We start from the raw sequence: 21,930 nt of genomic DNA, 5'->3' as shown, positions 1-21,930 counted from the left end.
CGACTCGCCCCCTCGCCACGAGAGGCACTCACGATCAAGGGGGAGGGGCCCGGCGGAACAACCGGCCACAGCACTGAACCTTCTCAACCTGGCCAGAGGGTCGGGTAGGCCATGTGGCGGTCTGCCGGGACGATGGCCACTCAGCCTCTTCGCCGACCCGACCCGCTGTGGCGGAGTCCTCGTGTGGCCCTGTTGCCCGGCCAACTCGATGTTGAAAAAGGTCACTGAACCCTTTGCAACCTGGCCAGAAGGCCGGGGCTGGGCCCACGCGACGTTGGTCGGAATATGGCCGCCCTGCACCACGGGCCGCCTGGGGCGCGATGGCCGAGGCCGCGCGTACCTGTCCTGACCGGCAAGCATGAGGTTGAAAAGGGTTCACTAATGTCCCGCGCCGGAGACCCGCCGGTTGAGTACGAGACGCCTCCCACCGCGCTATCGCGGTCCCGCGAATGAAAGTAATCATTCCGGTCGCAGAGGCACACGGTCGGCCGTATAGCTCCAAGTCACCCGTATCGTCCCCGTCGACCAGTGGCTTCACGGAGATGATCCGCGCGTCCACAGTCCACGCGCGCGTTACTCCCCACATCGATGGTTGACACGGAATATGCCAAAACTTTAGCGTCCGACGACTGTCAGAGCAGATCGTCAGATCCGGGCGAAGACGGTCTCATGGTTGATTCCGCGCGAAAAAGGTTTTGATGCAGCAATATCTCCTGCGCGCCGCACGACGACTGACGGCGGCGCTGGTGATGATCACACCGGTTGCCGCCGGGCTGATCATGGCCTCCCCCGCCTCGGCCGGCGACCCGGCCGCTTCCTCCGGAACCGCCACAGCGACCACCGGCGACTACATCGTCGTCCTCAAGAAGGACGCCGGCACGCGCAGGACGGACGTTCGTCTCCGCGCCCGCCAGGTGACGGAGCAGACGGACGCGCGCCTCGGGTTCGTCTACCAGCACGCCCTGCAGGGCTTCAGCATCCGGGCGACCCCCGACGAGGCCAAGAAGATAGCCGCCGACCCCGCCGTGGCCTTCGTGGAGAAGGACCGCCCGATCACACTCGCCTCCGATCAACAATCCAAGCCGCGCTGGGGCCTGGACCGCATCGACCAGCGCCACCTGCCGCTGGACTCCACCTACAACTACTCCACGACCGCCGAGAACGTGCACGTGTACGTCATCGACAGCGGCATCCACTCCGCCCACAACGAGTTCGGCGGCCGGGTGACCGGCGGGTACAACTTCGTCGAGGGCAACACCGACACCTCCGACTGCTACGGTCACGGCACCCACGTGGCCGGCATCATCGGCGGCTCCACCTATGGCGTCGCCAAGGGCGTGCGGCTGGTGGGCCTTCGGGTGGGCGACTGCTCGAACCTGGTCAACCTCACCAGGGCCATCGCCGCCGTCGACTGGGTCACCGCCAACGCGATCAAACCCGCCGTGGCGAACCTGAGCGGCGGCATCAGGGGTGGCAACGCGGCCTTCGACCTCGCCGTGAGCAACGCCATCGCCTCCGGCATCACCGTCGTGGCCGCGGCCGGCAACTACGGCATCGACGCCTGCCAAATCTCCCCGGCACGACTCCCCCAGGTGATCACCGTGGGCGCGACGACGCACGACGACAGGCGGTGGAGCAACTCCGACTTCGGATCGTGCGTGGACATCTTCGCGCCCGGCGAGGGCATCATCTCCGCCTGGCACACCGGCCCGACCGCCATCGACGCCAAGACCGGCACGTCGATGGCCGCCCCGCACGTCGCGGGCGCGGCGGCGCTCTACCTTGCCGATCACCCGACCGCCACCCCCGCCCAGGTTCAGGACGCCATCGTCGCGGCCGGCACCAAGGACGTGGTCACCGACGCCGCCGGCGCCCCGAACGTGCTGCTGTATACCGGGCCATGACCTTCCGGCCGTCCCGCGAAGGGTGACGTCCTCAACGCGACCGGCGGCTCGGATCTTCCGAGCCGCCGGTTCCATGCTCACATCCCGCCTGAACACTCGTGTCGTCACGACCAGTGCTCGACCTCTAGTACTTGACCTCGAACCAGACGGCCCGCCCCGCGCTGTCGTCGTAGATCCCCCAGCTCCGCGCGAGCAGATCCACGAGAAACAGGCCGCGCCCGCCCTCGCCGTCCTCCTCCTCGCCGCCGATGTGCGGCACGTTCGCCGCCCCGTCGTCGATGACCACGATGTGGATCACGCCGGGCATCGCCGCGGCCACGAGCGTCACCGTCCCGCCGTGCCGCGAGTCGGAGTGCCGCACCGCGTTCGTCAGCAGTTCGGAGGCGAGCAGCAGCACGTCGTCCAGGGCCGGGTGGTCGTTTCCGAGGCGGCCGCGCAGCCAGGCCCGGCCGCGTGCTACCGACTCCTCCGCGCCGGGCAGGTCGAGCGTTCCGAGCAGGCCGCCTTCGGTCATCGGCCGCCGCGCCTGGTGTCGGGCCGGAGCATCGGTGCCGGCGTGGCGGGCGGGTACGTGGCAGGACATGGCACGGGCGCCTCGATTCCCAGAGGAGGTGTGTCCCACTCACGGCTACGTGCGGGCTAAACGGGAAGTTCGAGAGTACCGTGTTGTCCGAAATCAGACCATAGGCGGTCCAAAAAGGGGTAAGGTGCGCCCGAAAGTCCGGCGGACCGGGAGACCTAGGCGAACCTGTCGAACAGGAACAGGGCGAGTCCGACCCCGGCGGCCACGGCGGCCACGTGCACGAGGATCGACCAGACGCGCAGCTTGGCGGGGTTCATCAATGCGCTCCGTTCAGCAACCGGGCCTTGGCCGCCGCGAACTCCTCGTCGTCCAGGTGTCCCGCGCGGTGCAACGCGGACAGCCGCTCCAATTCGCCGACCAGGGGGTGCGCCAAGGGCACCGCCTCCGGGCCGCGGCGCAGACCCGGCAGCCGGACCGGGCTGATCCACCGCTGCTCCTCATGTACGCGCCGCCGGTCGCCCGGCCTCGATGACGCCGCCGGTACGGCCGGGCCGTACACGATGCGCTTCCAGGTCTCCTTGGTCCAGAAGGCCATCGGCGCCAGCCCCAGCAGGACGAAGAACGCCCCGAGGACGGCCCAGCCCCAGCCCTGCCCCGCCACGGCGGACTCGATGAAGGGCCCGCCGACGGCGAGGAACAGGGCCGGCCAGACGAGCCCGGTCACCCGGGGGCCGGCGGGCAGCCGGTTGCCGGCGAGGTAGGCGCCGAGGCCGCCCAGCACCATGAAAATACTGATCGGGACGAACAAGGCGACGTCACACGTATCGCGTCTGGCGGTGGTGCAGCCGTGGGTGCCGGTCAGCGCGGCCTCGAGCGCGGCGAACAACAGGATGATTCCACAGGTGAGGACGGCCAGGCCGATGAAGACTCCGGCGAAGCGCCCGGCGAGCCGGACCGGGGAGATCTCAACACTGGGGGCAATCACCCTGGAATAGTAGGGCACTGCAGTAAGTCCGCCATAGCAGTTAACCTGCACCGTTAACTACTGAAATGCTGATAAAACACGGCACAGGCGGTGAGTATTAGGTGACCGGTATGTCGCGGCGGCGCAGCCCGGCGAGCCCGCCCAGAATGAACGCCGCCGCGATCCCCGTCAGCCACGCCAGCGGCGCGAGCGTCACCTCCTCCGCCGGAACCTGCGGCACATGGGTGAACGGCGACAGATCGAGGATCCGCTCGTCGAGCCGAAGCAGCGCCCCCACCTGCCCGAGGAGCACGCACGCCCCGAACACCGCCCACGCCGCCGCCGCGAACCGCGGAACCAGCCCGAACAGCAGCGTCGCCAGCGCGCCGAGCACCGCGACCGCGGGCAGTTGCACGAGGGCGGCCCCCAGCACCCGCGGCACGGCGCCCCCCACGTCGCCGGAGGCCGCGCCGTACACCACCCCGGCCGTCAGCCCGCCCAGCGCGAGCGCGAAGGCCGGCCCGGCCACGGCGAACACCAGGTGCCCGGCCGCCCACCCGACCCGCGACACCGACCCGGCGAGCACCGGCTCGCTGCGCAGCGCCGCCTCCTCGGCGCGCATGCGCAGCGCCGCCTGAATGGCGTAGCCGGACGCGGCCAGCGCCATCACGCTCACGATCGCCGCGATGAAGGCGTCGGAGAACCGGTCCGAGCCGCCGAGCCGCGCGAGCATCTCCTGCAGCTCGGCATTGCCCTTCAGCGCCTGCTCGACCGCGTCGGCGGCGGAGCCGTACATGAGCCCGAGCACCACGAACCCGGCCCCCCAGCCGATCACCAGCGCCCGGTGCAGCCGCCAGGCCAGCCCGAGCGGCCCGCGCAGGTACGGCGCGGCGTCCGCCGGACCCGGCCGCGGCGGCAGGATGCCCGCCCCGAGGTCCCGCCGCGCCGTCAGCGGAACCGCCGCCGCGACGAGCAGGACGACCGCCGCCAGGGACGGCGCGAGCAGCCACCAGCGCTCGTCGGCGAACGCCCGGATGTGCTGCCCCCACCCGATCGGCGACAGCCACGACAGCCATCCGGTCGCGCCGTCCTCGCCCGCCGTGTCCCCGGCCAGCCGCAGCGCGAACGCGAGCCCGAGCACGGCGAGCCCGATCCCCCGGGCGGCTCCGGCGCTCTGGGCGAGCTGGGCCGCGACCGCGCCGACGGCCGCGAACACCCAGCCGCACGCGGCCAGCGCCAGACCGAACGCGAACGACCCGCCCGCGGCCAGCCCGCCGCCGCCCTGCAGCCCGAGCCCGGTCAGCAGCCCCAGCACCACATTGGCGGCGAAGGTGACGAGCAGCGCCGCGAACAGCGGTGCGTTCCTGCCGACGACGGTCGCCCCGAGCAGCTCGCGACGCCCGGCCTCCTCCTCGGTCCGGGTGTGCCGGATCACGGTGAGCAGGCTGATCAACGACACGACGATGAACATGAAGCCGGACCGCTGCGCGACCAGCGCCCCGAGGTCCGCCCCGTACACCGGCCCGAGCATGCCGATGATCGCCGGGCTCTTGGCGGTGCCCTCGTAGTACGTCAGCCTGGCCGCCTCGGTCGGCAGCAGCTCCTGGAAGCCGCCGATGGAGGCCATCACCACCAGTGGGACGAGGAGGATCCACAGCGGCAGCAGGAACCGGTCCCGGCGCAGGATCAGCCGGGCCAGCCCGAGGGTTCCGGTCAGTCCGTTCATCGGGCCGCCTCCATCCGGCGTCCGTTGCCCGCCTGCTCGTAGTGACGCAGGAACAGCTCCTCCAGCGTGGGCGGCTGGCTGGTCAGCGCGCGGACGCCGACGGCGGTCAGGTGGCGCAGCGCCTCGCCGAGGGCGTCGTTGTCCACGTCGAAGCGTACGCGCCCGTCCTCCACCCGCAGATCGTGTACGCCGGACAGCCCGGCCAGCCCATCGGCGGACCCGGCGAGCTCGGCCGAGATCGTGGTGCGGGTCAGGTGGCGAAGCTGCGCCAGCGTGCCGCTCTCCACGATCCTGCCGCTGCGGATGATGCTCACCCGGTCGCACAGCGCCTCGACCTCGGCGAGGATGTGGCTGGACAGCAGCACGGTGCGGCCGTTGTCCTTCTCCTCGCGGACGCACTCCTGGAAGACCGACTCCATCAGCGGGTCCAGGCCCGAGGTGGGCTCGTCCAGCAGGAGCAGCTCGACGTCGGAGGCGAGCGCGGCGACCAGGCCGACCTTCTGGCGGTTGCCCTTGGAGTAGGTGCGGCCCTTCTTCCGCGGGTCCAGCTCGAAGCGGTCGAGCAGTTCGGCCTTGCGCCGGGGGTTCAGCCCGCCGCGGAGCCGTCCGAGCAGGTCGATGACCTCGCCGCCGGTCAGGTTCGGCCAGAGCGTGACGTCGCCGGGCACGTACGCGAGGCGGCGGTGCAGGGCGACCGCGTCCCGCCAGGGGTCGCCGCCGAGCAGGCGGGCCTCGCCCGAGTCGGCGCGCAGCAGGCCGAGCAGGACGCGGATCGCGGTGGACTTTCCCGCGCCGTTGGGGCCGAGGAAGCCGTGCACCTCGCCGGGCCGTACCTCCAGGTCGAGGCCGTCGAGGGCGCGGGTGCGGCCGAAGGTCTTCACGACCTTCGACATGCTGATGACGCTTTGCATGGGGTACTTCCTTCGTGTTTCACAATTTCACAAGCGTGCGGAGGCGGGAATGGGGATAAATCGGGCTTGGTCGGCGGCGGGCCGGGTCGCGGCTACGTAGGCGGCGAAGCCGACCACGCGCCGGCGGGGAGGCGCCGGGGCGGATGCGCCGAATCCGCGCAGCCGGCCGACCCGCGGCGGCGAGCGGACATTCGGCCGGACATTCGGCCGGACATTCGGCCGGACATTCGGCGGGGCGGCGGCCGGGCCGGTGAGGAGTGGCTCACGGCGCCTCCTGGAACGGTTCCTTGGGCCAGCCCAGCAGCCGCGCCCCCAGCACCGCCGTCTCCAGCGTGAACCGCTGCGTCGGCTCGTCCGGGGAGAACCCGGTCAGCCGGCGGATCCGCTCCAGCCGGTAGGTCACCGCCCGGGTGCTGATGCCGAGCCTGCGCGCCGCCGCCGTCTGGTTCCCCTGCGAGGCGAACACCGCCTCCAGCGTCTCCAGCAGCGGCTCCGGCCCGCCCCGCGCCTCGCACAGCGGGCTCAGCACGCTGCCCACCAGATCCTCGATCGCGGCCCGGTCCCGCAGCAGCACCGGAAAGACGAGCAGGTCGGAGGCCTTGAGCACCTGCGGTCGCAGCCCCAGCCGGTCGCCGGTCTCGATCGCGCCCGTCGCCTCCCGATAGGAGTTCACCACCCCGCCCGCCCCCCGATGCGGGCGTCCGATCCCGACCCGCCACCCCGGCGGGAACGCCCCGCGCACGTGGTAGGTGAACTCGCCCGTCGCCGCCGTGAGCGAGCCGGGCGCGACGCACACCAGCATGCCCTCCCGGGCGGCGATCAGGATGTTGCGCGAGCCGAACCGGGCGATCAGCGCCCGTTCGATCCGTCCGGCCAGCGCCTCGACGTCCGGCAGCGGGGCGCCGGGCCGGGCCACCGTGACCACGTACGACTCGGCGAGCCCAAGACCGAAGTGCTCGGCCCGCTCGGCCAGCCGCTCCGCGCGTCCCTGCAGCAGGTCGTCGACGAACTCCCGGCGCGCGTCCTCCTCCCTGCGCAGCGCCCTCCGCTGCGCGTCCTCGTACCCGTCCGCGTACGCCGACAGCATGCGCCGCAGGGCCGCGAACACCGGCGGCGGCGCCGCGCGGGCCGACAGTTCGGCGGCCAGCAGGCAGGCGTCGGCGAGCGAGCGCAGCGCGATCCCCCGTTCGGCGGCCTCGCCGCCGAGCGACCGGAACGTCGCGATCTCCTCCCGGCCGGGGAGACGGCCGGAGGAGGCCGCCGAGGCCAGCGCGGGCAGGCACCCCGAAAACAGGTCGGCGGGCACCCCGGTGGCCTCGCTCACCCGAGCGAGAACGTCCATCACACACCCACATCGCGCCTGTCGAAAGCCGGTACGGCCGCCAGCAGCACCGCCGCCGTCGCGGCGAGCAGGACCAGATAGCCGCCCAGAGGCCAGCCCTCGAACAGCGGCAGCGGACCCAGGTAGTAGTGAAAGGGGGACAGCCAGCGCAGCCAGGCGATCGACGCGACGCCCGCGCCCAGCGTCTCGACCGCGTAGCCGCCGATCGCGAACGCGGTGGTCACGTACAGGGCGACGGGCCTGCTCCCCGTGGCCGCCCCGACGGCGAGCGTCAGCGTGCCGAAGAACAACGTGACCAGGAACAGGCCCGTGTGCGCCGCCACGACGTTGCCCGCGTCGGCGCCGATCCCCAGCGTCGTGTTGAGCACCAGCACCAGCACCAGCGTCGCGACCGCGACCTGCAGCACCGACACCGCCAGCGCGCCGAACCGCTCCAGCAGCAGCCGCCGACGGCTGATCGGCAGGGTGACGGTGAGCTCCAGCGTGCCCTCGTGCTCCGGCTCGGCGATCGCCTGGGCGCCGAGCGACGCCGCGAACATCCCGAACAGCAGGAAACCGAGCAGCTGGTAGAGCATGACCTGGAGGTAACCGGGCCCCGCCAGGCTGCCGTGCAGGCCCATCAGGTCGCGCAGCAATCCGGGGTACTTGGCCGTCGCCACTTGGTCGTAGAAGACGGGGTCGTCCCTGATGGCCGGGTAGAACGCCGTGTAGCACAGCAGGAACACGAACAGGCCGATGCCCCAGCTCAGCACGGAACGCCGCTGCTCACGCAGCGTTTTACGCATCAGCGGCGGCATGCTCCCGCGCCTCCTCCTCGCTGTAGTACGTCAGGAAGATCTCTTCCAGGTCGGGGTCGGCGCTGACCAGATGCACCACCGTGAACCGGGCCGCCGCCTTGATCAGCGCGTCGGGGCGGCCGTCGATGGTGCAGCGCAGGCTCGTGCCCTCCAGCTTCAGGTCGCGCACCCCGGGCAGGTCACGGAAGGCGTCCTCCGGCACCGGGGCGTCGAAGTGCACCTCCACCCGCCGTACGGCCCGCTCGCGCAGCGCGGCGACGTCCTCCACGGCGACCAGCCGACCGGCCCGGACGATGCCGACCCGGTCGGCGACCTGCTCCACCTCGGCGAGCACGTGCGAGGACATCAGCACCGTGCCGCCCGCCGTGCGCACCTGCCGCACCATCGCGTGGACCTCCTGCTGCACCAGCGGGTCCAGGCCGTTGGTCGGCTCGTCGAGGATGACCAGCTCGGGCTCGTGCATGAACGCCTGAATCAGGCCGATCTTCTGCTTGTTGCCCCGGGACAGCCGGCCCATCCGCATCGACAGGTCGGCCTCCAGCCGCTCGGCCAGCTCCCGGATGCGCTCCTTGGACACCCCGCCGCGCACCTCGGCGAGAAACGCCAGGTAGCGGTCGGCGCGTTCGTTCCCCTCCAGGCGCAGCTCGCCGGGCAGATAGCCGATGCGGGCGCGCACGACCGGGTCCCGCGGCACGCCGCCGAGGACCTCCACCCGGCCCCGGGTGGGCCGGATCACGTCGAGCAGGAGCCGGATCGTCGTCGTCTTGCCCGCGCCGTTCGGGCCCAGGTAACCGAACACCTCCCCCCGCTCGATCCGCAGATCGAGGTCCTCCAGTCCCCGGCGCCTGCCGTAGAACTTCGTCAGACCCTCCGCCCACACCGCTGTCATGGCCGACATCGTCCCCCTCCCTTCGCCCCGCCGAAAGGTGCGTACCGGAACACTTGGCCGCCGCTTCGCTTCCCGCTTCCGGAAGCCGGCGCGCCACCGGCCGCGGTGCCTCGAACGCGGCCGCGCACCACCTGGCTCTACGACCAGTGGCACCAGATCGACACCTGGGTCACCGAGAACCGGCCATCCCCCTACACCACCCCGTCAGACCTTTCCTGACGACGAGATCGCCTCAACGACCAGCCAGACGTTGCTGGAGGGATTGCCGACTTTCCTCCCCGGCAGGGCATGCTCCGGATCGGCGCGCTCGGCCCGTTGGCGCGCCGTGACGTGCCTGACGTAGGGGAAGTCGCCCGGCAGACGCTTGCCGTACCCGGGGATGTGCCGGCTCAACTTGTCGTGGACCGCTCTGGTGCTGAGCGCCGCGGGACAATCCTGGAAGTGCCACAGCAGCCAGATCTCGAAGCACGGGCACGAGATCACGAGCTTGACGCCACGATCCCGCGCCTCCTTGATCGCCTGATCCAGGGAGGTGTGATCATCAACGTCGACCACGGCCCACACTTCGTCGTAGGCGAGGAACGCGTCCCTGCGCCTGCGCGCGGCCTCGGCCGCGCGGTCACGACACTTCACCGCTTCACGGACAACTCTCAACGGATCTTTTCCGACGCCTTCCACCGCGCAGGCGCCGATGACGACCGGAATAGCGCGAAAATGATCCTTTATCCCCTCAAAGTACTCGACCTCGGTCACCTCGCCCTCACAGATGACGAGGATCCGCTTACGAACCTGCCTCTTCGGCGAGGGCGGCCGTAGGCGTGGAGGGCTGCGCCGTGGGCTCATCGAGGTCGTTACGCCTCTCTCGGAACACATTCCGGATCTTTTCGAAGTTCACGTACGGCACGGCACCGTACCTGCCCTGAAGGTAGCCGCGCTCGACGTTCTCGTCATTTCGCGGGTGAAATTCGGCGAGCGGAAACAACTCGGTGGCTCCGTCGCGATCCTTCTCGGTGAACCAGACCTCCTCGCGTTCCAGGATTTTGTCCTCCAGCATCGAGCCGAGAAGCGTGGTGTCGTGGGATGCGAACAGCAATTGGGCGCTATTTCGGTTTATTTCCGCATCCTTGAACATGCGGATCAGCGTGGAGCTGAGTACCGGATGCAGACTGGAGTCGATCTCGTCCACGACGAGCACGTTGCCGCTCTCCAGGCAGAGCGCGGCGAAGACGATCAGCGAAAGCCATACGCGCGTGCCGTCGCTCTCCTCGTCGAGAGGCAGGGTGGCATCGGTGCCGCCACGGCGAAGTGTGATCCTCTTTCGCAGGACGTCGGCGTCGATCGACTCGCCGCGTCGGCTGACGGCCTCCCGGAAGGCCGCTATCTGAGCCTCGCGCTCCGGTGTCAGGACCATCTCCTCCAGTACGGCTCCCTCCACACCGAGATCGGCGAGCTGTAGGAAGGGATCCACGTAGTGGGACACCAGTCCGTCGTCGAGCAGGGACATGGTGGCCAGGAGGCGAGCCTGTTCGTGCCGATGGCCTTGCCGGATGAAGGCGTTACGAGTGACCAGGGCGGAGTGGATTCCCCTGAGCAGAGGGTGGTTGTTCGACGCGGCAGAGGAGAGATAGAGGGCGTTCTCTCTGGTGAGCTTGGCGATCCGCACGTTTTCGCCGGCCAGCGTCCGCCCAAAATCATATTTATCCGGACCGGTCCGTTCAAACAGTCGCCTCACCCGTCCGTGAGGAAAAGAATTAAGCCATTCGCCTACAACGGCCTCGTTGTCCACCTCAAACCCATATGAGTAGCGAACGCCCTCGTAGAGGAAGTCCAACTCGTAGAACGACAGAAGCGTCCCGTACTCCTCGGCGAACAGGAAGGGATGCCGGGGAACGCCCCCTCCCGGGCTCCACCGCGTCTGCGATGTCGCGATTGCCTCGATCATCCACCTCAGGGCATCCAGGACGTTGGACTTGCCCGAGGCGTTCGCACCATAGATCCCTGCCACGGAGACCGCAGGCGGGATCTCGGTGGCCCGTGGCTTCGGCGCGCCTCGCCGTGGCGTGGAGACGAAGGACAAGGTCTGCTCATCACGCAGCGACCGATGATTGGCCACACGGAAGCGGAGAAGCACGGGGTCACCTCCTCATCGAACGCCAGAACCATACAGGTTCAACGCCTACTACGACGAGATTCCCCGCAGTTAGGCGTTGAAGCGCATCTGTGACGCCTGTAACTCGGCGATCAGTGGGCCGCTGCAAAGGCTGTCCGAAGGTCCAGTGCAGGTCTTCGCGCGGATGTTCTGAGGTCGTCGCGCCGACGTCTTGGCATTCGTCGGCGCGGACCGTCGGGTAGATCAATCTTTGGATCGGGCGGTGGATCGCACCGCGACCGTTTACCCTTAGTAGTTATTTGGTGACGCCACAGTCAAACCGTCTCTCGGTGATGGGCCCTGGACGGCTTGCAACTCGCGTGGACGCAGGGGGTCACGGCATGTCGGTCGAGGGTGGTTTGCGGTCTTCCGAGAGCCCATTGGAGTGCTTCGGCTATGAGTTGCGTCGTCTCCGCGATGAGGCGGGGATGACTCAAGAGGAGTTGGGCTCGACGATCAACTACTCGGGTGCTCAGGTGAGCGCGGTGGAGAACGGCAAGCGCAGCCCGCGCAAGGACTTCGCCGTCGCCTGTGACGCTGCGCTCAACGCTGGCGGCTACCTTATTGAGCTGTGGCGTAACATCAGGCACGCCATCCACCGCCCCGTGATCCGCTCTTACCTGGATCTGGAAAAGGATGTCTGCTTTTTCCGGACCTTCGAGTTGGTCTTCGTGCCGGGGCTTCTCCAAACGGAAGCGTATGCGAGGGCCGTGATCCGGGGAGGTAGCCCTGCTGATGACGAGGAAACCATCGATGCCAGAGTGACGGCGCGGATGGAACGTCAGGGCATTTTGCACGGAGATCGGAAACCTCTACTGCTCGCGATCATCGAGGAAAACGTCTTCTACCGGCCTATCGGTGGTGACGACGTGATGCGAGAGCAGCTCCTCCATCTCATCAAGGCGGCTCAGTGTCCCAGGATCACGGTCCAGGTGGTACCCAAGACGGTGGGCGCCTATCCTGGAATGGAAGGCCCGATCACGCTCCTTTCCTTTGAAGAATTACCCGAGGTCGCATACTTCGATCATGCGGGAGGGGGAGAGATCGTCAACCGTCCTGAGGATGTGGTCAGGGCCTCCCACCGGTTCGACGGGGTACGCGCGGAAGCCCTGCCGAAAGGTGCGTCAATCGAGCTGATGAGGAGGGCGGTAGAACGATGGGCCTGACCGAACCTGTATGGCGTAAATCCAGTCGCAGCGGTGGGGAAAATGCCTGTGTCGAGGTCGCTGTTATTAGGAATTACCGGAGATCGGCTCCAGGGAACACGGACGCAGGGTACTGGTTCGCACTACGTGACAGCAAGGACCCCGAGGGCCCGCGTCTCTACTTCACCTCAGCAGGGTGGGAGACGTTTCGCCGCGACTTGGAGAACGGTAAGTTCGATAAATTGCAACCTTGACAGGTGGCCTGGGAAACCTTTGGCTCAAGGTGTAGGAGTAGACGCCCGAAAGGAACTGGGACCATGGACCTGACTGATCCCGTCTGGCGCAAGTCCAGCCACAGCGGAAGCGAGAACGTCTGCGTCGAGGCTGCGATGGTTTGGCGTAAGTCCACCTACAGCGGCGGTGAGAACGAGTGTGTCGAGGCTGCTGCCTGCAGTAAGAGAACCGCAGCGCATAAGGCTGAGGCGAGTCGCCTTGTCGTTTTGCGCGACAGCAAGGATCCCGATGGCCCTCGCCTCTACTTCACTCCGGCTGAGTGGAAGGCTTTCCGTCTCGACGTATGTGAGGGCAAGTTCGACGGCCTGAGCCGTTGACGCTCGGGAGAACACCGGGCGGTGAATCGGCCTCGGCGAGGGCTGGGATGGCCGCTATGGGATGAGCAGGAGTTTGCCGGTGCTGCGGCGGGATTCCAGATCGTCGTGGGCCTGACGGGCGTCGGCGAGGGGGTAGCGGCGGGAGATGTGGACGGTGAGGTCGCCGGCGGTGGCCCAGCCGAAGACGTCCTGGGCGCGGGCGAGGAGCTCGTCGCGGGTGAGGACGTAGTGGTGGAGGGTGGGGCGGGTGAGGAAGAGGGAGCCGAGCGGGTTGAGGCGTTGCGGGTCGAAGGGTGGGACCGGGCCGCTGGCGGCGCCGTAGAGGGCGAGCATGCCTCGGGGGCGCAGGGAGGCGAGGCTGCCCTCGAAGGTGGCGGCGCCGACGCCGTCGTACACCACGTGGACGCCTGAGCCGGTGAGGTCCTTGACCGCGTCGGCGAAGCCCTCGTAGCGGAAGACGTGGTCGGCTCCGGCCTCGCGGGCGAGCTTCTCCTTCTCGGCGGTGGAGACGGTGCCGATGACGCGGGCGCCGCAGAGCTTGGCCACCTGGGTGAGGAGCAGGCCCATGCCTCCGGCGGCGGCGTGGACGAGGACGTCGTCGCCCGGCTGCACGTGGTAGGTGGAGTGGGTCAGGTAGTGGGCGGTCAGGCCCTGGAGGAGGAGGGCGGCGGCGGTCTCCGGGTCGACGCCGTCGGGGAGGGGGATCACGTGGGTGGCGGGGATGACGGCGCGCTCGGCATAGCTGCCGGGGATGTTCGCCCAGGCCACCTTGTCGCCTACGGCGATGTCGGTCACGTCGGAGCCGACCGCGGCGACCGTGCCCGCGCCTTCGGATCCCGGCACGAACGGCGAGGGCATCTCGTAGCGGCCGATGCGGTGGTATATGTCGATGAAGTTCACCCCGCTGGCGGCGATGTCGATCAGAACCTCGCCGGGGCCGGGCACCGGGTCGGGGATCTCGGTGTATTCCAGAACCGAGGAGTCACCGGGGGTGGACACGACGATCGCGCGCATGATGCCTCCACTCCTTCACAAGATTGCGATGCGGAACATCCTGCCCGATGGCGACACCCGCCACCCTTGCGGGGCGGCGATCAGTCCGGGGGGACGGCGCTCGCGACCTGTGCGGGGCGGTGATCAGTCCGAGGCGGACGCGCCCTGCTTCGGCCCGTGCAGGGTGAAGTTGTCGTAGCGCATTTTCAGCACCGAGTCGCCGTTCTCGGGCACCCGGGCCAGCAGGCCGATGTCGCCGTTGCGCAGGCCGACCTCGTCCGTGACGTCGTGCACCTGCTCCCCGTCCACCCACATCTTCAGGTGTACGGCCGCGCCCTCGGATTCGCACTCCACCTGGATCCGGGCCTTGGCGGGCTGGCCGTCGACCTTGACGGGGTCGGCGATGTTGCCGCCGGAGCCTTTGACGACCTTGCGGATGCGGGCGTTCCCCGACGAGTCGAGCAGGAACTCGTACTGCGAGACGCGGTAGTCGCCGTCCGAGCGGCAGAACACCCCGTACTCGCCGTACCCGGACGGCTTGCCCGGGTCGGCGTCCACGCCGATCAGCAGCGTGCCCGGGGTCGTCGGGGTTGGCGTGTCCGTGGTGCTCGGCGGCGTGGTCGGCTGCTCGCGCACGAACGGGATCGGGGCCTTCTCCTGGTGCTCGGAGTTGGTGCCGCTGACATCCATGGCGTAGTAGCCGCCCGGGGCGTAGCCGTAGGTCTGGGAGTCGCCGTCGTAGCTGCCGGTCCATCCGCTGTCCGATTGGGTGAAGTCGTCCCCGTACAGGCGGGTGAGGTCCTCGGGCGGCCCGCTCGGTGACAGGAGAAGCCGTACCACCATGATGATCAGCACCACGGCGACGGGGCCGGCGACGACGGCGCCGATCAGCGACTTCCGCCGGTCGGTCGGGCGGCGCTCGGTGGAGGTCGCCGTGGCGGGGGTGGTGGGCGTGGGCGGCTCGCCCGGTCGCGGCACGGTGTTCCGGTCCGGAGCCGGGTACTGCGGCGCGGCGTGCTGGTACGTCGCGCCGGGCTGCGGCGCGGCGTGCTGGAAGGCCGCGTCCGCATGCTGTGGCCCGGTGCTCTCGAAGGGACCGCCCGGCCGGGTCGCGTCCGGTTGGTACGGCCCGCCGCCCTGCCGCTGCCCGCCCTGGTACGGGCCGCCTTGCTGTGGCTCGCTCTGGTAGGGCCCGCCATGCTGTGTTCCGCCCTGGTACGGGCCGCCTTGCTGTGGATCGCTCTGGTAGGGCCCGCCTTGCCGTGGCCCGCCCTGATACAGCCCACCCTGATACGGCTCGCCCTGGTACGGCTCGCCTCGGTACGGCGCTGCGCCGGGGAAGCCCGTCGCCGGGCCGGACTGCAACGGCCCGCTCGGATATGCCCCACCCGGGTACGTTCCGCCCGCCGAGCCTGGAACGCCCTGATGGGGGAGTGTCCCGATGTAGGGCGTGGTGGGCTGCCGGGGGGCGTTCCCCGGCTGCGCGGACGGCGGCCCGCCCTGCCGCCACGCCTGCACGACCGAGTGCTCGGCGTGCTCCGGCGACACCCGGCCGATCATGCTGTCCAGCAGTTGCTGCGCGGTGGGCCGCCGCGCGGGGTCCTTCGACAGCGCCGCCGCCACCAGTTCGCGCAGGTTCGGCTCCAGCCCGTCGAGGACGGGCTCGTTGTTGAGGATCTGGTACAGCACCGACGGCAGCGCCCCCTCGCCGCCAAACGGCGAGCGTCCGGTGCCCGCGTACGCGACCAGGCATCCCCACGAGAACACGTCGCACGCGGGCGACACCGGCTCGCCCCGCAGCGCCTCGGGGGCCATGTACCGGGGGGTGCCGATGATCTCCCCGGTTCCGGTCACCCCGCCGAGCGTGTCCAGCGCCCGCGCGATGCCGAAGTCGATCACGCGTGGGCCGACCGGGGAGAGCAGGACGTTCGACGGCTTCAGGTCCCGGTGCACGATGCCCGCGCCGTGGATGGCGGTCAGCGCGGTGGCGACGCCCACGGCGAGCGCGTCGAGGCTGGAGCCCCGCAGCGGCCCGGACGCCCGCACGGTCTCCTCCAGGTCGCGTCCCTCGACGTACTCGGTGACGACGTAGAGCTGATCCCCCTCCAGCGCCGAGTCGAGCACGGCCGCGGTGCAGAACCGCCGCACCCGCCGCGCCGCGTCGGCCTCCCGGCGGAACCGCATGCGGAACTGCTCGTGCTGGGTGTACTCGGGGTTGATCACCTTGACGGCGACGCGCTGCCCGGTCTGGTCCTCGCCCAGGTACACCGTGCCCATGCCGCCGCGCCCCAGCCGGCCGAGCAGGCGATACCGCCCGATGTGCTGCGGATCGCCAGGTTGAAGGTCGTTCACCACGATGCCTTTGTCACCGAACATTCTTTTCGTGAACCGCCAGCCTAGTGGTCGGCGTGGAACTCCCGCAGCCGAGGCGGATCCAGCCCCTCCAGGCCGCCGTGCCCGACCAGCAGCACGGTGCATCCGGCGGCGGTGGCCGAGGCGACGCCGGCCGGGCTGTCCTCGATCGCCACGCACGTCTCCGGGCCGAGGCCGAGCGCGGCCATCGCCAGCAGGTACGGCTCCGGCGACGGTTTGCCGCGCGGGACGTCGTCGGCGGTCACCGTGACCCGGAACCGCCCCGGGCCGAGGCGGCGCAGCACCATGTCGGTGATCCAGCGGGGTGAGGCGGTGACGAGCGCGGTCGCGATGCCCTCGGCCGCCAGCGCGTCCAGCAGTTCGACCGCACCCGGCAGCACCGGGAAGCCGCGGGCGACCCGCTCGGCGTAGGCGTCCGTGAGCAGCGCCTTCACCCGCTCGCGTTCGTCGCCCCCGGCGATGTCGAGCGGCCCCCGCGCCCCGCGCGCCGGGTCGTCGGCCGGTCCGTACGGCCCGCCGACAGGGTCACCTACAGGGTCGCCGACAAGGTCACGGCCGCCGAGCCCCCGCTCGTTTCGCCGGGATCGTGCCGTGGCATCCGGTGAGCGGGGAGCGATGGGCGGCGGGTCGCCTGTCCGGGGCTCCGGCGCGTGGGGGTGCCGCTCCTCGTACGGTCCGTCCACCCGGCCGTCGGCGGGGGGAACGTCCCGGAGCCGCCGCAGCAGATGGTCGGCGGCGTGCTCGATGGTCCGGCCGTACACGTACTCGGCGTCGGCGCGGGTCGCGGTGCCGCCGAGCCGGGTGGACACCTCGGCGTACGCCTGCCACCACAGTCCCTCGGTGTCCACCAGCGTGCCGTCCAGGTCGAACAGGACGGCGCGCAGCTCACCGGGCACCGGCGACGTCGGGGGACGCGTTGGCGTCGGGTTCGCCGGACGGCCCGTCCGCGGACTCGGCGGGCGAGTCTTCGGAGGATCCGGCGGCGGACTCGGCGTCGTCGGCCGAGTCGGCAACGGCGTCGGCGGAACCCGGGGAAGCGGCGGACACGCCGCCGGAAGCCGAGCCTCCGGACGCCGGGCGTGGCGCGACGAGGACGGGCCGGTCGACCAGCCGGACCGATACGCGGGTTCCGGGCGCCAGCCGTGCCGCGTCGTGGCCCGGCACGTCCGAGAGCACCTCGGTGCCGTCCGCGAGTTCCAGGCGCAGCCGCGCGGAGGCGCCGCGGAAGGAGGAGTCGAGGATGAGGGCGGGTCCCTCGGGGTCGGGGGTGAGGAGCACCGCCTCGGGGCGGATCAGCACGTTCACCTCCGGCGACGCCGGCACCGGCCCGTCCACCGGCAGCGTCTGGCCGATCACCGTGACCACGGCCCGCTCACCGCCACCGCCCGCGTCGGACGCGTCGGAGGCGGGGGAGGCGTCGGATCCGGAGGCGGCGGCTTCGGCGGTGCCCTCGGAGACGGCCTCGGAGACGGCCTCGGAGACGGCCGCGCCGGGCGACGGCTCCGCGCCACCGGCGGAGGCGGCGGCCGACGCCGGCGCGGCGGCCGCGGGGACCAGGGAGATGACGCCGGGCAGATGGTTCATGGTGCCGACGAACTCGGCGACGAACGCCGTCGCGGGCCGGTCGTACAGCTCGGACGGCGTGGCGCACTGCTCGACCCGCCCGGCGCGCATCACCGCGACCCGGTCGGCGATAGACAGCGCCTCCTCCTGGTCGTGCGTCACGAAGATCGTCGTGATGTGCAGGGAGAGCTGCAGCTTGCGGATCTCCTCGCGCAGCGTGACGCGCACCTTGGCGTCGAGGGCCGACAGCGGCTCGTCGAGCAGCAGCACCCGGGGCTCCAGCGCGAGCGCGCGGGCGAGCGCGACCCGCTGCTGCTGCCCGCCGGAGAGCTGATGCGGATACCGGTCGCCGTGCTCGGGCAGCCCGACCAGCGCGAGCAGCTCCTCCGCGCGTGCGCGCCGCTTGGCCGCCGCAACCTTGCGCACCCGCATCCCGAAGGACACGTTGTCGCGCGCGTTGAGGTTGGGGAACAGGCTGTAGGACTGGAACACCATGCCCGCGTCGCGCCGGTTCGCGGGCACCCGCGTGATGTCCTCGCCGTCGATGAGCACCGCCCCGGCGTCGGGCTGCTCGAAGCCCGCGATGACGCGCAGCGCGGTCGTCTTCCCGCACCCGGACGGCCCGAGCAGCGCCACCAGCTCGCCCGGCTCGATGGTCAGGTTAAGATCGTCGAGGGCGACGGTGCCGCCGAACGCGCGGCGCAGCCCCTTGAACTCGACGCGGGCCCCGGTCATGTCGCACTCCCTTTCCTGACGCCCGCGCCCGACACCACGAGCAGCAGGATCCACGTGAGCAGCAGGCTGAACACCGACACCGCGACCGACACCTGCGCCTGCGCCCCGGAGATCATCACGATCCACACCGGGAACGGCAGGAAGCCGAGCAGCCGCGCCACCGTGTACTCGCCGAGCACCAGCGCGAGCGTGAGGAACGACGCCCCCGCCAGCCCGGACCGGATGTTCGGCACGATCACCGTCAGCATGACGCGCGGCCACGACGCGCCGCAGTTCCTGGCGGCCTCGACCAGGGTGCGCACGTCGATCGCGGTGAGCGCCGAGTCCAGCGACCGGTACGCGAACGGCAGCGCCAGCACCACGTACGCGAGCACCAGCACCACCGGGAAGTCCTGGTTCTGGATGGCCAGGACCGTCTGGTAGAAGGGCGTGGGCGCCAGCACGTCCTGCGCCCACGGCAGCAGCATGTAGATCCCGGCGGTGAACGAGATCGGCGGCACCACGAGCGGCAGCGTGCACAGCACCTCGAGGAGCGGCTTCAGCCTCGGCGCGCTCAGCCGTACGGCGAGCATCGCGGGCAGCAGCAGCACCAGCACCAGCACGATCGTGGCGGCGGCGAGCCCAAGCGACAGCAGCAGACTGCCGGTGAAGCCCTCCACGGTGAAGATCCGCGCGTAGGCGTCGAGGGTGAACCCCACGTTCGGGATGTTCACCGTGAACACGAACGCGGCCAGCATCGGCACCAGGAAGTACAGCGCGGCGACCGCCAGCACCACGCCCCGCCAGACGCGCACCTTGCGGACGCGTCCCCGCCCGGTGGCGGCGGGACCTGGGGCGGCGGTGTCGGTGAGGACGGCCGGGGCCGGGGTCAGTGTGGCCATCGGGCCCTCCCGCGTCGCGTTCCGGGCCTCTCACGGGCCGTCGTGTGGGCCGTGGTGGGGGCCGTGGTGCGGATCGGGGTCAGCGCAGCCATCGGGCGCTCCTGCGTTGCAGCGGCAGGTAGACGGCCATGACCAGGCCGGCCACCACGATCATGTCCAGGCTGAGGGCGAGCGCCACGTTCTCGTGCCCGACGAGCACGTTGCCGGAGAGCGCGTCGCCGATCTGCAGGGTGATCAGCGGCACGGTGGCGCCCACCATCGCCGCGGCCGTGGCGTACGCGGCGAACGCCCCGCCGAACAGCAGCACCACCCCGCCGAGCAGCGACGGGGCGAGCACCGGGATGCCGACCCACCGCCAGAACTGCCAGGCGGAGGCGCCGCTGTTCTGCGCCGCCTCCCGCCACTGGGGCCGCAGCCCGTCCAGCGCGGGCGCCATCACCAGCACCATCAGCGGCACGGAGAAGTACAGATAGACCAGGGCGAGACCCCAGAAGTTATACAGACTCCATCCGATGGTGGACAGTCCCAGCGAGGTCGTGACGACCCCGGCGTTGCCCAGCGTGGCGATCCACAGGAAGGCGAGCGGCACCCCGCCGAAGTTGGCGAGCACCCCGGAGGCGGTGAGCACGCCCTCGCGCAGCAGCCGGGACCGCGAGGTCACCACCGCCTGGGCGAGGAACGTCCCCAGCACCGCCCCCGCGATCGCCACCACGGCCGACAGCTGCACGCTGCCGATCAGCGCGACGAGATAGCCGCCCTGCAGCGACTCGACCATGTTGCCGAGGCCCGGCTCTCCCTGGACGGTGAACGCCCCGATGAGAATCATGATCGCGGGCCCGCCGAACACCACCGCGTAGAAGACGAGCAGCGGGACCGCGGCGAGCCAGCCCGCCGACCGGACGCGTGCCAGCGGCCCGCGCCCGGTCCGGGTCCTTCCCGGCCTGCCCGTCATCCGGCGACGGCCGCGGACCAGCCGGTGGCGATGGCCTCCTGGGCCTTCTTCACCTGCGCCTCGGTCGGGAACGTCGGGGTGCCCTCGACCTTGGGCAGCTTGGCCACCAGGGCGGCGTCGGCGGTCTTGTCGGCCTCCATGGCGGGCAGCAGCGCCGGCCGCGCGTACCCCTTCAGGTAGAGGTTCTGGCCCTCGGGGCTGTAGAGGAACTCCATCCACAGCCGCGCGGCGGCCGGGTGCGGCGCGTCCTTGTTGATCGCCTGGGCGTAGTACGCGGCGTACTGCCCGTCGGTCGGCACCACGACCTGCCAGTCCAGGCCCTTGGCGTTGAACTCGTCGGCGTACTTGGCGTTGAGGTAGTCCCAGTCGATGCTGATCGGCGTCTCGCCCTTCTCGACGGTCGCCGTGGTCGTCTCGACCGGGTTGAAGTTGCCGGACTCCTTGAGCTTCTTGAAGAAGTCGAGGCCGGGCTGGATGTCGTCGAAGGACCCGCCGTTGGCGAGCGAGGCGGCGAACACGCCGGCGAACGCCGAGCCGGACTTGGTCGGGTTGCCGTTCAGCGCGACCTTGCCCTTGTACTCGGGCTTGAGCAGGTCGGCGAAGGTCTTCGGGCAGGTCCCGACCGCCTTGGCGTCGCAGCCGATGGAGATGTAGCCGCCGTAGTCGTTGTACCAGTTGCCGTTCGGGTCCTTCAGCCCGGCGGGCAGCTTGTCCCAGGTGGCGACCTTGTACGGCGCGAACAGGCCCTCGGCCGCCCCGCTGAGCGCGAACGCCTGGCCGAGGTCGAGCACGTCGGGCGCCCGGTCCTGGCCCTTGCGCGTCTTCACGGCGGTGATCTCGTCGGAGCTGGACCCGTCGGGGTTCTCCTCGTTGATCTTGATGCCGTACTTGGTCTTGAATGTGGAGATCAGCTCGCCGTAGTTGGCCCAGTCCGGCGGCAGCGCGATGACGTTGAGCTGGCCCTCCTTCTTGGCCTCGGCGATCAGCGCGTCCATGCCGCCGAGATCCTGCGCGGAGGTCGCCGTGGCGGCTTTCGAGGCGCTAGCCGTACCGGCCTGCTCGGTGGGGGCGGATCCGCAGGCCGCGGTGAGCGACACGGCCACGGTCAGGGTGGCGGCCAGTCCCAGAAGACGGGAGCCGGACGTAATGCGGGACGAAAGCACGCAGGCCTCCAGGAACCTCTAGCGCACGTAAAACACGTACTGGTGCGCTGAACGTAGGCGAAATCGCGCGACCAAAGCCAGACCAAGTAAGTCGCACAACGGTTGCGGTTCTGTGAACAGATACTGACCGTCCTCCTGTTTTCCGAAAGAGCGGTTTGCCGCGGGGTAGGGCGTGGGGTCGGGAGGGGGCCGAGGCGCCACGGTTTTCGGACAGGGCCTGCGCCGTATCGGAACCCACGGTGATCGGGGTCGAGCGGCGCTCGGGTGGTCGCCGGCCGGGCGGCGGGCGTGCGTGGCCCGTGTCGGCCC

20 protein-coding genes are annotated in these 21,930 nt (G+C 70.2%); 4 read left to right on the top strand and 16 right to left on the bottom strand.

The window, feature by feature from the left end; all coding sequences use genetic code 11:
- Positions 1 to 698: 698 nt before the first annotated feature.
- Positions 699 to 1,904 carry a S8 family peptidase gene (locus AB0K60_RS07020; protein ID WP_364049487.1) on the top strand — a complete coding sequence of 402 codons (1,206 nt, stop codon included), beginning with the start codon at positions 699 to 701 and terminating at the stop codon, positions 1,902 to 1,904.
- Between the two features lie 124 nt (positions 1,905 to 2,028).
- Here the strand turns inward: AB0K60_RS07020 and AB0K60_RS07015 are convergent, their stop codons facing one another.
- The 9 genes from AB0K60_RS07015 to AB0K60_RS06975 form a co-directional block, all read right to left on the bottom strand.
- Positions 2,029 to 2,418, bottom strand: coding sequence for an ATP-binding protein (locus AB0K60_RS07015; RefSeq protein WP_364049485.1), 390 nt, complete (start codon positions 2,416 to 2,418; stop codon positions 2,029 to 2,031).
- Positions 2,419 to 2,743: 325 nt separating this feature from the next.
- On the bottom strand, positions 2,744 to 3,412 hold the full coding sequence (locus AB0K60_RS07010) for an SHOCT domain-containing protein (RefSeq protein WP_364049483.1): 669 nt from the start codon (positions 3,410 to 3,412) through the stop codon (positions 2,744 to 2,746).
- 97 nt (positions 3,413 to 3,509) lie between these two features.
- Positions 3,510 to 5,117, bottom strand: a complete 1,608-nt coding sequence (locus AB0K60_RS07005; protein ID WP_364049481.1) for an ABC transporter permease — start codon at positions 5,115 to 5,117, stop codon at positions 3,510 to 3,512.
- The gene (locus AB0K60_RS07000) at positions 5,114 to 6,028 is read right to left on the bottom strand and encodes an ABC transporter ATP-binding protein (protein WP_364049479.1); all 915 of its coding nucleotides are present in this window, start codon (positions 6,026 to 6,028) and stop codon (positions 5,114 to 5,116) included. The genes AB0K60_RS07005 and AB0K60_RS07000 overlap by 4 nt, the downstream gene beginning before the upstream one ends.
- A gap of 262 nt (positions 6,029 to 6,290) precedes the next feature.
- Complete coding sequence (locus AB0K60_RS06995) at positions 6,291 to 7,370, bottom strand: helix-turn-helix domain-containing protein (protein WP_364049477.1); 1,080 nt, start codon at positions 7,368 to 7,370, stop codon at positions 6,291 to 6,293.
- Positions 7,370 to 8,167, bottom strand: a complete 798-nt coding sequence (locus AB0K60_RS06990; RefSeq protein ID WP_364049475.1) for an ABC transporter permease subunit — start codon at positions 8,165 to 8,167, stop codon at positions 7,370 to 7,372. Before AB0K60_RS06990 ends, AB0K60_RS06995 begins: the two co-directional genes overlap by 1 nt.
- Positions 8,148 to 9,065, bottom strand: a complete 918-nt coding sequence (locus tag AB0K60_RS06985) for an ABC transporter ATP-binding protein (protein ID WP_364049473.1) — start codon at positions 9,063 to 9,065, stop codon at positions 8,148 to 8,150. Before AB0K60_RS06985 ends, AB0K60_RS06990 begins: the two co-directional genes overlap by 20 nt.
- Before the next feature lie 195 nt (positions 9,066 to 9,260).
- Complete coding sequence (locus AB0K60_RS06980) at positions 9,261 to 9,899, bottom strand: RloB family protein (protein ID WP_364049471.1); 639 nt, start codon at positions 9,897 to 9,899, stop codon at positions 9,261 to 9,263.
- Complete coding sequence (locus AB0K60_RS06975) at positions 9,838 to 11,187, bottom strand: ATP-binding protein (RefSeq protein ID WP_364049469.1); 1,350 nt, start codon at positions 11,185 to 11,187, stop codon at positions 9,838 to 9,840. The genes AB0K60_RS06980 and AB0K60_RS06975 overlap by 62 nt, the downstream gene beginning before the upstream one ends.
- A 359-nt stretch (positions 11,188 to 11,546) precedes the next feature.
- Here AB0K60_RS06975 and AB0K60_RS06970 point away from each other — a divergent pair, with 359 nt between their 5' ends.
- From AB0K60_RS06970 to AB0K60_RS06960, 3 genes are all read left to right on the top strand, one after another.
- Entirely contained in the window at positions 11,547 to 12,371 is an 825-nt protein-coding gene (locus AB0K60_RS06970; protein ID WP_364049467.1) for a helix-turn-helix transcriptional regulator, read from the top strand.
- Positions 12,362 to 12,604 carry a DUF397 domain-containing protein gene (locus AB0K60_RS06965; RefSeq protein WP_364049465.1) on the top strand — a complete coding sequence of 81 codons (243 nt, stop codon included), beginning with the start codon at positions 12,362 to 12,364 and terminating at the stop codon, positions 12,602 to 12,604. The genes AB0K60_RS06970 and AB0K60_RS06965 overlap by 10 nt, the downstream gene beginning before the upstream one ends.
- A 63-nt stretch (positions 12,605 to 12,667) precedes the next feature.
- Positions 12,668 to 12,961, top strand: coding sequence for a DUF397 domain-containing protein (locus tag AB0K60_RS06960; protein WP_364049463.1), 294 nt, complete (start codon positions 12,668 to 12,670; stop codon positions 12,959 to 12,961).
- Positions 12,962 to 13,015: 54 nt separating this feature from the next.
- On the opposite strand, the gene AB0K60_RS06955 is transcribed toward AB0K60_RS06960, so the two are convergent.
- The 7 genes from AB0K60_RS06955 to AB0K60_RS06925 form a co-directional block, all read right to left on the bottom strand.
- Entirely contained in the window at positions 13,016 to 13,975 is a 960-nt protein-coding gene (locus AB0K60_RS06955) for a quinone oxidoreductase (RefSeq protein WP_364049461.1), read from the bottom strand.
- Between the two features lie 123 nt (positions 13,976 to 14,098).
- Positions 14,099 to 16,330: a protein kinase gene (locus tag AB0K60_RS06950; RefSeq protein ID WP_364049459.1), complete on the bottom strand. Its 2,232-nt coding sequence runs from the start codon at positions 16,328 to 16,330 to the stop codon at positions 14,099 to 14,101.
- A 20-nt stretch (positions 16,331 to 16,350) separates the two neighbouring features.
- Entirely contained in the window at positions 16,351 to 17,223 is an 873-nt protein-coding gene (locus AB0K60_RS06945; protein ID WP_364049457.1) for an HAD-IA family hydrolase, read from the bottom strand.
- Positions 17,213 to 18,625 (bottom strand): ABC transporter ATP-binding protein, encoded by a 1,413-nt coding sequence (locus tag AB0K60_RS06940; RefSeq protein WP_364049455.1) that lies wholly within the window; start codon positions 18,623 to 18,625, stop codon positions 17,213 to 17,215. The genes AB0K60_RS06945 and AB0K60_RS06940 overlap by 11 nt, the downstream gene beginning before the upstream one ends.
- Positions 18,622 to 19,506 (bottom strand): ABC transporter permease subunit, encoded by an 885-nt coding sequence (locus tag AB0K60_RS06935; protein ID WP_364049453.1) that lies wholly within the window; start codon positions 19,504 to 19,506, stop codon positions 18,622 to 18,624. The genes AB0K60_RS06940 and AB0K60_RS06935 overlap by 4 nt, the downstream gene beginning before the upstream one ends.
- A 79-nt stretch (positions 19,507 to 19,585) precedes the next feature.
- Positions 19,586 to 20,458: an ABC transporter permease subunit gene (locus AB0K60_RS06930; RefSeq protein ID WP_364049451.1), complete on the bottom strand. Its 873-nt coding sequence runs from the start codon at positions 20,456 to 20,458 to the stop codon at positions 19,586 to 19,588.
- Positions 20,455 to 21,621 carry an extracellular solute-binding protein gene (locus AB0K60_RS06925; protein ID WP_364049449.1) on the bottom strand — a complete coding sequence of 389 codons (1,167 nt, stop codon included), beginning with the start codon at positions 21,619 to 21,621 and terminating at the stop codon, positions 20,455 to 20,457. Before AB0K60_RS06925 ends, AB0K60_RS06930 begins: the two co-directional genes overlap by 4 nt.
- Between the last annotated feature and the right edge of the window lie 309 nt (positions 21,622 to 21,930).

The organism is Thermopolyspora sp. NPDC052614 (genome assembly GCF_040678635.1).
Lineage (GTDB): Bacteria > Actinomycetota > Actinomycetes > Streptosporangiales > Streptosporangiaceae > Thermopolyspora.
This window is presented reverse-complemented; position numbering and strand designations above follow the sequence as displayed.

Coding starts and splice junctions, on each gene's coding strand:
- AB0K60_RS06965 (WP_364049465.1), top strand. CDS start 12,362: ATGGGCCTGACCGAACCTGTATGGCGTAAATCCAGTCGCAGCGGTGGG.
- AB0K60_RS06955 (WP_364049461.1), bottom strand. CDS start 13,975: ATGCGCGCGATCGTCGTGTCCACCCCCGGTGACTCCTCGGTTCTGGAA.
- AB0K60_RS07005 (WP_364049481.1), bottom strand. CDS start 5,117: ATGAACGGACTGACCGGAACCCTCGGGCTGGCCCGGCTGATCCTGCGC.
- AB0K60_RS06970 (WP_364049467.1), top strand. CDS start 11,547: ATGTCGGTCGAGGGTGGTTTGCGGTCTTCCGAGAGCCCATTGGAGTGC.
- AB0K60_RS06985 (WP_364049473.1), bottom strand. CDS start 9,065: ATGTCGGCCATGACAGCGGTGTGGGCGGAGGGTCTGACGAAGTTCTAC.
- AB0K60_RS06995 (WP_364049477.1), bottom strand. CDS start 7,370: ATGGACGTTCTCGCTCGGGTGAGCGAGGCCACCGGGGTGCCCGCCGAC.
- AB0K60_RS07015 (WP_364049485.1), bottom strand. CDS start 2,418: ATGACCGAAGGCGGCCTGCTCGGAACGCTCGACCTGCCCGGCGCGGAG.
- AB0K60_RS07020 (WP_364049487.1), top strand. CDS start 699: ATGCAGCAATATCTCCTGCGCGCCGCACGACGACTGACGGCGGCGCTG.
- AB0K60_RS06935 (WP_364049453.1), bottom strand. CDS start 19,506: ATGGCCACACTGACCCCGGCCCCGGCCGTCCTCACCGACACCGCCGCC.
- AB0K60_RS07000 (WP_364049479.1), bottom strand. CDS start 6,028: ATGCAAAGCGTCATCAGCATGTCGAAGGTCGTGAAGACCTTCGGCCGC.
- AB0K60_RS06950 (WP_364049459.1), bottom strand. CDS start 16,330: ATGTTCGGTGACAAAGGCATCGTGGTGAACGACCTTCAACCTGGCGAT.
- AB0K60_RS06980 (WP_364049471.1), bottom strand. CDS start 9,899: ATGAGCCCACGGCGCAGCCCTCCACGCCTACGGCCGCCCTCGCCGAAG.
- AB0K60_RS06940 (WP_364049455.1), bottom strand. CDS start 18,625: ATGACCGGGGCCCGCGTCGAGTTCAAGGGGCTGCGCCGCGCGTTCGGC.
- AB0K60_RS06990 (WP_364049475.1), bottom strand. CDS start 8,167: ATGCCGCCGCTGATGCGTAAAACGCTGCGTGAGCAGCGGCGTTCCGTG.
- AB0K60_RS06960 (WP_364049463.1), top strand. CDS start 12,668: ATGGACCTGACTGATCCCGTCTGGCGCAAGTCCAGCCACAGCGGAAGC.
- AB0K60_RS06930 (WP_364049451.1), bottom strand. CDS start 20,458: ATGACGGGCAGGCCGGGAAGGACCCGGACCGGGCGCGGGCCGCTGGCA.